This is a genomic window from Yinghuangia sp. YIM S09857, from assembly GCF_051388915.1.
Lineage (GTDB): Bacteria > Actinomycetota > Actinomycetes > Streptomycetales > Streptomycetaceae > Yinghuangia.
The window spans coordinates 148,133-156,104 of sequence record NZ_JBPKBH010000019.1; the positions used below are offsets into that span (position 1 = coordinate 148,133).

General features: G+C 68.5%; 9 protein-coding genes. 4 read left to right on the forward strand and 5 right to left on the reverse strand.

The features are described 5' to 3' along the window. Positions 1 to 151: 151 nt before the first annotated feature. The 4 genes from ACRX5S_RS31655 to ACRX5S_RS31670 all read right to left on the reverse strand — a co-directional run bounded on the left by ACRX5S_RS31655 (position 152) and on the right by ACRX5S_RS31670 (position 2,245). Positions 152 to 484: a helix-turn-helix domain-containing protein gene (locus ACRX5S_RS31655; RefSeq protein WP_436776596.1), complete on the reverse strand. Its 333-nt coding sequence runs from the start codon at positions 482 to 484 to the stop codon at positions 152 to 154. Positions 485 to 618: 134 nt separating this feature from the next. Beyond that, a complete protein-coding gene (locus tag ACRX5S_RS31660; RefSeq protein ID WP_436776597.1) occupies positions 619 to 1,257 on the reverse strand; it encodes an HAD-IA family hydrolase in 639 nt (212 codons plus the stop codon). A gap of 2 nt (positions 1,258 to 1,259) precedes the next feature. Beyond that, positions 1,260 to 1,958, reverse strand: a complete 699-nt coding sequence (locus tag ACRX5S_RS31665) for a TetR/AcrR family transcriptional regulator (protein WP_436776598.1) — start codon at positions 1,956 to 1,958, stop codon at positions 1,260 to 1,262. A 104-nt stretch (positions 1,959 to 2,062) separates the two neighbouring features. Further along, positions 2,063 to 2,245, reverse strand: coding sequence for a hypothetical protein (locus ACRX5S_RS31670; RefSeq protein ID WP_436776599.1), 183 nt, complete (start codon positions 2,243 to 2,245; stop codon positions 2,063 to 2,065). Positions 2,246 to 2,589: 344 nt separating this feature from the next. On the opposite strand from ACRX5S_RS31670, the gene ACRX5S_RS31675 reads away from it, so the two are divergent. Together ACRX5S_RS31675 and ACRX5S_RS31680 are read left to right on the forward strand one after the other, a co-directional pair. Continuing rightward, entirely contained in the window at positions 2,590 to 3,201 is a 612-nt protein-coding gene (locus ACRX5S_RS31675) for an RNA polymerase sigma factor (RefSeq protein ID WP_436776600.1), read from the forward strand. A gap of 266 nt (positions 3,202 to 3,467) precedes the next feature. Next, the gene (locus ACRX5S_RS31680; protein WP_436776601.1) at positions 3,468 to 4,553 is read left to right on the forward strand and encodes a hypothetical protein; all 1,086 of its coding nucleotides are present in this window, start codon (positions 3,468 to 3,470) and stop codon (positions 4,551 to 4,553) included. 367 nt (positions 4,554 to 4,920) lie between these two features. Here ACRX5S_RS31680 and ACRX5S_RS31685 read toward each other — a convergent pair whose 3' ends face one another. Beyond that, on the reverse strand, positions 4,921 to 5,457 hold the full coding sequence (locus tag ACRX5S_RS31685) for a hypothetical protein (protein WP_436776602.1): 537 nt from the start codon (positions 5,455 to 5,457) through the stop codon (positions 4,921 to 4,923). 522 nt (positions 5,458 to 5,979) lie between these two features. On the opposite strand from ACRX5S_RS31685, the gene ACRX5S_RS31690 reads away from it, so the two are divergent. Both ACRX5S_RS31690 and ACRX5S_RS31695 read left to right on the forward strand, forming a co-directional pair. Continuing rightward, on the forward strand, positions 5,980 to 7,296 hold the full coding sequence (locus ACRX5S_RS31690) for a hypothetical protein (protein WP_436776603.1): 1,317 nt from the start codon (positions 5,980 to 5,982) through the stop codon (positions 7,294 to 7,296). A gap of 90 nt (positions 7,297 to 7,386) precedes the next feature. After that, on the forward strand, positions 7,387 to 7,935 hold the full coding sequence (locus ACRX5S_RS31695; protein ID WP_436776604.1) for a GNAT family N-acetyltransferase: 549 nt from the start codon (positions 7,387 to 7,389) through the stop codon (positions 7,933 to 7,935). Positions 7,936 to 7,972 lie beyond the last annotated feature (37 nt).

A 7,972-nucleotide genomic window follows, 5' to 3' on the forward strand; every position in this document is an offset into this window, starting at 1 on the left:
CAGCGTGCGAGAGCGCCGGTGATCTCCACGTCCGGGCACGCCGCGGCCTGCACAACAGCCCCGACAACAGGCCGTGTCCGCCCACTGTCCCCAGCCCAGGCAGTCGACGCACTGACGCGTCCGACTCGTGCCTTCGAGTCGGGCCACGAGGTCAATTCGGCGGGAGAGACCGGCCGCCGCCGGCCTTCTTGCGGGCAAGTGGTCGCGACGGCCCGTCCTTCTCACCTCCGGCTGCCAGTGGCTGGTGCTGGTCAGCGATCACGGCGGCGACGGGTTCGGCCTCCAGCAGGTCCGCGACCGTGCAGTTCAGGGCAGCACAGATCCTGTCCAGGTCGTCCAGCCGGACGGTGACCGGCTGCTGCCCCCAGAGAGCCGCGACCTTGCTGAGCGACGGGTTGAAGCCGACCTCGCGGAACGCGGCCAGCAGGTCGGTCGGCCGCCAGATGTCCCGGCGGGCGGCGGCCCACCGCAGGTTCCACTTCACCGCAGTCTCCCTTCGTCCCAGGTCAGCCGTTGCGCTGCTCGCATGCTCGCCGCGACGTTCACCCGCTCGGGGTCGCTTTGAACCGTCGCAAATGGTGGAGTCGGGTATTGGAACTCTCCGAATACCTGGGCAAGTTAGAGGTCTTGTCGGCTCTCGCTTGGCGTGTCGTGCAGCGGTGGGAGCGCCGCGCGCAGGTCTTCGAACCGGTGGTAGTGAATCGCGGTCATTCCCGCTTCGCGGGCTGCTTCGACGTTGGCTGCGGTGTCGTCGATGAACAGGCAGAGCTGGACTGGGGTTCCGACGCGTTCGGCGGCGATGTGGAAGACGCGCGTGTCGGGTTTCGCCACGCCGATGCGGGCGGTGTTGATGATCGTGTCGGCGAGATCGGCGAGTCCCTGCCGCACGAGGTCCCGCTCCAACCTTGTGGTCCCGTTGGAGACCAGAGCCACGGATGCGACCTTGCGCATCCGTTTGAGCCAGGTGACAACGTCGTGGTCGACGGCTGGCAGCGTTTCGGTCCAGGCGACGACGGCGGCGTGGGCTCTTTCCTTCGATCCGCAAGCGTCGGCGAGGTCTCGGGCCACTGCCGCGCGCCATTGTTCGTCGGTGATCTCTCCGGTGATCGCTGGGAGCAGGCGGGCCGGTGCAAAGGCCGCCGCTGGGAGAGCGCCCGGCGGCAGTTCGTGTGCCTGTTCGAGGGCGTCCGTCGCGGGCCAGTGCCGGAGCACTCCGTCGATGTCACAAAGCACGGCCTCATAGCGCGGAACGGGCATGATCAGCGCTCCTTGTCGATCGTTCGGGAACTCACGTCAGCGGCGTAGGCCGCCCAGTCCCCGGCGGTCGCCCGCTGCCACTGCACTGCTACTTGGATATGAATCCCGAGCATGCGGGCGAGGATCGCGGCGGGGACCTCGGTCGCGAGGGTGAACAGCGCGGTGGAGCGGTCCTGACGAGGATGCAAGCCGATGCGCTTGAGCCGTGTGCCGAACTCGCTGCTGGTCAGCCTACGCCGCCTTGCCCCGCGCGGGGGGTCGGGCGAAGTCAGGACGGGGCGCGCGAAGTCCAGCGCGCCGACGCCCCGCCGACCGTCGGGACCGTCGCCGTTCGCGTGCGGGACCACCACCTGTCCCAGGTGGTCGCACAGCCGGTCGAGGAACCGCAGGTAGTGGCTGCCGGGCACCGTCGCCTGTTCCGCCAGCGGCACCACGAACGGCCGCACCAGCGCCCGCACATCCGGACGGATCCCGTCGGTCCCGATCCGGTCCAGCAGCTCGTTCCTGCGGTGGGTCACCTGAGCGCCGCGCACCTCGACGACCGCCCGGATCAGGGCCTGCTTGTCCTGGAAGTGGTACTGCGCCGCAGCCACGTTGCGCTGCCCGGCCTCCGTGCTGATCCGGCGCAGCGAGACGGCGTCGACGCCGTGCACGGCGAACAGCCGCTCGGCGGCCAGGATCAGATCGGTGCGGGTGCTCACGACGCCAAATTAAGTCACGTGTTTTACAACGTCAAGGGGATGCTGCGGCCCGGCGCGCTCCGCCGGGCCGCTCTCGGACCGCCCGGCGGGTGCCCGCGCAGCGGTCACCGGTAGGCGCCGACGGCGGTGAAGTACAGGAGCATGAGCGTCGCCGCCGTGCTGCCGCCGTACAGCAGCGCCTGGGAGGCGGTGGCGCCGAGGCGCTGCTTGAGGATGAAGACGAGCAACGCGCCGACGATCGCCGCGAGGGCGGCAGCGAGCAGCATGACGGCCTGGAAACGGTCCACGGGGAACTCCGGATGTTCGTGGGGCTGGTGTTGCCCTAGACCACTCCCGCCGGGGGCTGTTCGGGTTACGCGCCTCTCGCGGGGCGGCGGGAACCGCCGTGGGGCCGCGGGCCGTTGGGGGCGTGTCGGTGGGGGGCGGAGGCGCCGGCAAAAAGAATCTTCGCCTCGCGTGTAACCCGATCGCCCCCGCGATCCCGTGGTGTGGGGAGGCCAGGGTGTCGGCAGGCGAGGAGGAGCGCGACGGTGCGGTGCCAGGTGTTCTCGGAACAGGACGGCGCGGCCCCCGGCGGGTCGGTGGCCGCGTCGGACCCGTCGGGCCGGCGGACGCGGTCGCGGTGTCGCGCATGGTGACCACCCCGCACGCGCCGCCGTCCGACGGCGGACCCGCGCCCGTCACGCCCGGACACGAGCTCGACCTCGCCGCCGGGCTCGCCGTGGCCGACCCGCGGGACGCGGGGTTCGCCGCGTTGGAGAAGCACATCCGCGAGGACCTGGCCGACCTGGTGGGCTACCTGCGCAACCGCTTCCCCGACCTGGCCGCGGACGCCGAGGACATCGCCACCGATGCGCTGTTGGCGGTCCGCGACAAGATCGCCGACAAGCAGGAGCCGCGGGCCTACCTATTCGCCGCCGCGAGGAACCGCGCCCGCGACGAGTGGGAGCGCCGCAGCCGGGTGGTACTGGTCGCCGACGGGCTCTACGCGGACCTGCAGGTGCACGCCGCCGCCGATCCCGCCCCGGCCGCCGCCCGCACGATCGACTTCTCCGCGTTCCTGGCGACGCTGCCGCGCGCGGAAGCGCAGGTCGCGGTGTGCCAGTACGTCTACCGCATGACCGCCTCCGAGATCGCCGCGGCGTTGAACGTCAAGGAGGGCACGGTCAAGAGCTGGCAGAACAGGACCCGGAAACGGGCCCGGCAGATGTACGGGGAAGAGACGGCGGTGAACGCGACATGACCACACGCGAGTTCGACCTGTCCGGCGGTCGCGTCCCCACGGGTTCCGAAGACGAGCGGCCGGGCCGCCCGCGGAACCCGGAGCTGGGCCGCGTCCCCGAGCGGCCTCTCCCGCCTCTCCCCCGGCCTGTCCCCGAAGAGCCCGGGTCGGTGCCGCCGTCCTGCGCCCACGACCGTCGGCGTCGGCGTGCGGAGGCCGAGGACGTCGGCCCGCACGGGTCGGAAACGGCGGCCGGGAAGGCAGACGGGAAAGGAAAGGAGGACCGGGTGGACGTCGACGGCGTCCTGGCGGTTGTGAGGGCCAAGGCCGCGCGTGCCGAGCACGACCTCGCCTACGCGGCCGCGCTGGAGCGGGCGGCCGCGGTCGAGGACGACGCGCTCTCGGCCGAGGAGTTCGAGGACTTCTCCGCCTACGAAACCGCCGAGCACGACGCCGAACAAAGCGGCGAACAAGATGGTGAATCAAACGGCGGTCAAAGCGGCGAGCATAACGACGAAGGCCGCCGCTCCGGAGTGTGTGAATCGAAAACGAAGTGTTCCGTGTTTCGCCATGTCCGCGCGAAGGAATGGCCGTTTGATTTCTTGCGCAAAAGTGCTGCTGCGGATTGGCAGTCGCTGTGCCTGGTCGCCGAAGCTTCGACCTCAGCTGTCCGGGAATCCATGGTGCGGCGGCTGGCCGACGACGGGAACGCTCACGCGGCCGCGTGCGTGGGGAGCCTCCACGAGCATCGCCACGACGCCACGGGCGCCATGCGCTGGTACTTGCAGGCGCACTACGGCGGCAGCAGCCTGGGGACATTCGCGCTTGCGCGTATCGGCTACGACCGCGGCGCACGCGAGCCCGCGGCGCGTCTGCTGGCCGACGCGTGGGAGACGGACCTCGCGCTGATCCGCCGGGTCTTCGACCACATGGACGCCTCACAGGCGAAGCGACGCCGACGGCGCAGCGCCGGCGCCGCAGACCCCGAGGCGCCTTTGCACTCGATCCTCCACAAGATGCACCTCGGCATGAAAATGATTCCTCCGGTACTTCCAGCGGAATCATTCGACAGCGAAGTCGTGAAAACGGCGAGTTCGCATGTCCTTGTGTACTTTGTTCACGATTCATCGAACGATGCGTGCTGGGATTACCTCCAGCCATTTGGGGATATGGGGGATTCGTTCGACGGTGACGCCCGCTCCGTGGTCGCGGACTTCGTGAAGACGTATCTCCGTACTTCCGCGTCTTCGGGGCGCCGCCTCGTCGACGACCTCAAGAGCCTCGAACGACTGTGGGGGACCCGGAACGGCGGCGACGGCGCCCCGTCTCGGGGCGGCCCGGTGCCGCACGCTTGCGGGCTACCGGAGCATTGACCCGAGTCCGGCCGGATCCCGCCACGGCCGACGGCGTCACGGGTTCGCCGACGCCCCCGCGTGCCGTCGTAGGTGCCGTGTCCGGCTTCTCGTGACGGCACGGGTCGCGCTCGTTCGGTGTCCGGTTCGTCGGCGGAGCGGACTCGACCGGTTGCCGAGGCGGCAGGTGGTGCTGAAGTACCGAACGACTTCCAGAACGGCGCTGGGGCCCTCCGGCTCCTCGGCGTCCAGGCGACAGTCCTGGCGGAGTTGTTCGGCGTCGGCAGTGTCGATGTCGAAGGGGGGGGCTGCGATGGCACCAGCGCGGATGCGTGCTGGTGCCCGTTGTTGAGGTTCATGTTGGCCCGCGAAGGCCGGCGCAGCGCGGTCAGTCTGCCTCCGGCGCGGACAGGGCGTCGGCGATCAGGCGGGTGGCGAACTCGCGGTCGCCGGTCAGGCGGTTGATGCGTTCCGCGAGCAGGAAGGCCGTGGCCTCCAGGGCGTTCATCTCCGCCTCGGTCCACTGCCCGTACTGCCGGCGCCACAAGTTGGGGCTCAGGCCGATGCCCGCGGCAACAAGCAGTCCGGCCATGGTGGGGATGGCCTCGGGGCGGATACTCCGGGGCATCTGGCGCATCGTGGTCACGAGGCTCGGCACCACTTCCTCGAGGGCGTCCTTGTCGTGGTCCTCACACGCCATCCGCAGCCACTGCACGTACATGTAGATGATCGTGCACGCCCCGTCCAGCACCGCAGCCGCGCCATCCGGCCCCAGGGACACCGCGAACTGCTCCACCAGCGCCCGTTCTTCGGTGGTGGTCTCGGCCCTGCCGTCGTAGACACTCTTGAGCCGGGAGTCGATCATCATGAGCGCCGCGCCTACGTCGCCGACAGGCGCATACGCCGGATCACACGGTGAAGACACAGGACCCCTCCTCGATGATCGCGGCGGACAGCGCGGCGTGTTCGTACCGTAGAACGCCGACGGGGTCGCGGTCCGCCGAATCCTCATGAGGCAGCCGGAAGCGCCGCCGGGGGCCACTGGCCAGCCCGAGCACAGCACACCTGCGGTGAACGTCGAACCGGCCAGCCTTGACCGAGCGTGCACCTGGGCGTTGAGCAACGTGGCCGCGGTGACCCCGGTGGGCACGGCTGTAGCGAGGCCCTCGCGCATGCCATGACAAGCACCGGCCCGGCGTCGATCACCTCCGCGGCACGATGCGGTGACTACCGCAGGAACCCGGGCCCGGTGCGCGGGAGCGTCTCGAGCAGGGGCGTGATGATGTGGGGCCGGATGATCATGTAGTTGAACATGCCGCCTAATTCGCTGCATGTGTATATCTGCTCAGGCAAGAGTCGAATTGCCGTGATCCTCTTTGTCCCCTCTGTTCTTTTGTGGTCCTCCTATTTTGGGGATTCATTGAAAACACAGGTGTAACTGTGTAGTTTGCGCAAGCCATTCACTGCATCGAGCTATGGGGGGTTCATGCGAAGGCCACACAGGGCATGGGTCGTTGCTGCGGCGGGCGGTCTCGCCTCGGCATCGGGCGTTGTTGCGGCACCGACCACGACGCAGGCCGCGGAGACGCCACCAGTTACCGTCGAGAATCTCGCGTCTCCGAAGGATCCGTTCTCCCAACTTCCGCTTGAGGAGCAGATCAGGATCCTGACTCCACTGCGTGCCGTCGGCTACGCGGTGGAGGAGGCGGCGCGTTCGGCACCCGACACATATTCGGGACTGCGTCTCAAGCCGATGGACCGCGCCGTCGACGTCTACGTAACAGACGGCAAGAGCGCGGAGCCGCTGCTCGCGGACGCGAAAAGAATCGATCCTGCGATCGATCTGTCGCTGGTGCGGGTGCACACCGCACCGTACTCCCGGGCTTTGCTGACGGTGGCAATGTCCCGCCTCGGGGAACGCCACGCCGCCGGACTGCCCTACCGGATCACCAGCGTCGGGGTCCTGCCTGACGGTACAGGGCTGGCGGTACGCGTCGAGGATCTCCAGAGCGTGCCGGAGAAGGCGGCGCGCATCGCCGGTTCCACGGAAGCGCCGCTCGACCCGTCGTCCATCGCCGGCGTTCCGACATTCATCGAGCAACAGGCGCCGCTGGACTTCACCTCCCGGATAGCTGACGAGCCCCCCTACCAGGGCGGGGCGTTCATCACGGTGGCCGACAACCAGAACGTGCCGGTGGGGCAGTGCACCGTCGCCATCCCGGCAATCGACAACGAGACTAATTACACTCGACTGGTCACCGCAGCGCACTGCGCGCGCAACGGCGACGTCATATACACCGGCGGCGGCCACAAGCAAGGAATCGTCTACGACTTCAACACGTCCCTTGACGCGGCGGTGTACCCCGTCGGCTCCGTCCAAGGGAGAACCTGGCTTGGACCGGACAGCTACAACTCCATCTCCAAGCCGTTCAGTCGAGCCGAGACGGCGCTGGTCGGCGACAGGATCTGCAACGGCGGTGTGGTGTCCGGCATGGTGTGTGACAGCGAGGTCGTGCTGGCCAAGACCGCTTGGGGCGGAGACACCGGCCGCTTCGGATATCAGGAGTCGTACGGCCCAGAAGCGCATCAGGTCAACGGCCAGGTGGCCGTGCGCAGCGGCGACAGCGGCGGGCCGGTGTTCTCACACCAGCCCGACGGAACCGTGGCCCTCCACGGAGTGGTGAGTCACGGCGGCGGAAGCGTCATCCGCTTCACCAACGCGCTGCAGATCCTCCAGGCGCTCAACCTCCGTCTCGCTCCCTAACGTTGGGCACCGTCTGTGACTGCATCACTCGAGACACCACTTGAGAGCTCGCCTCTGATCCCCGGTCCGGCGGCGCCGGATCTGGCCCCGATGTTCCGGGCCAATCGGTCGCTCCGCCTCCGTCCGGCAGGCGAGTCGGATCTTCCCTTCCTATGGGCCTTGTTCGCCGCCGACGAAGTGTCCTACCGCTGGGTCTTCCGAGGACGCGTACCAACACCCGAACAGGTGCGGGTCGGGCTCCAACGCACCGACATCCTGGCGAACATCGTGGAGACGGCCAGCGAAGGCCGCCCCATCGGGTACGTCGCCGCCTTCGACATCAGCGACCGCAACGGACATGCCCAACTCGGGGCGGTGATGATTCCCGAGCACATGCGCACGGGCGTGGGCATCACCGCCGGGATGCTGTTCGCCGACTACATCTTCACCGTCCTACCGCTCCGGAAGCTCTACCTCCATTCCGTGGCGTACAACGTGACCCAGTTCGCCAGCCTGCTCCGCCGCGGCTACGCGACCGAGGAGGGCATCCTGCGGGACTACGAGTACTTCGCCGGACGTCACTGGGACGTCCATCTGCTGTCCATCTCGCGCGAGCAGTTCCTGACGATGCGGGAGAAGACGCGTCTCCACGAGCGCTGAAGCCACGACGTGGTGTGCAGGGGCACAGCGTTGGCCC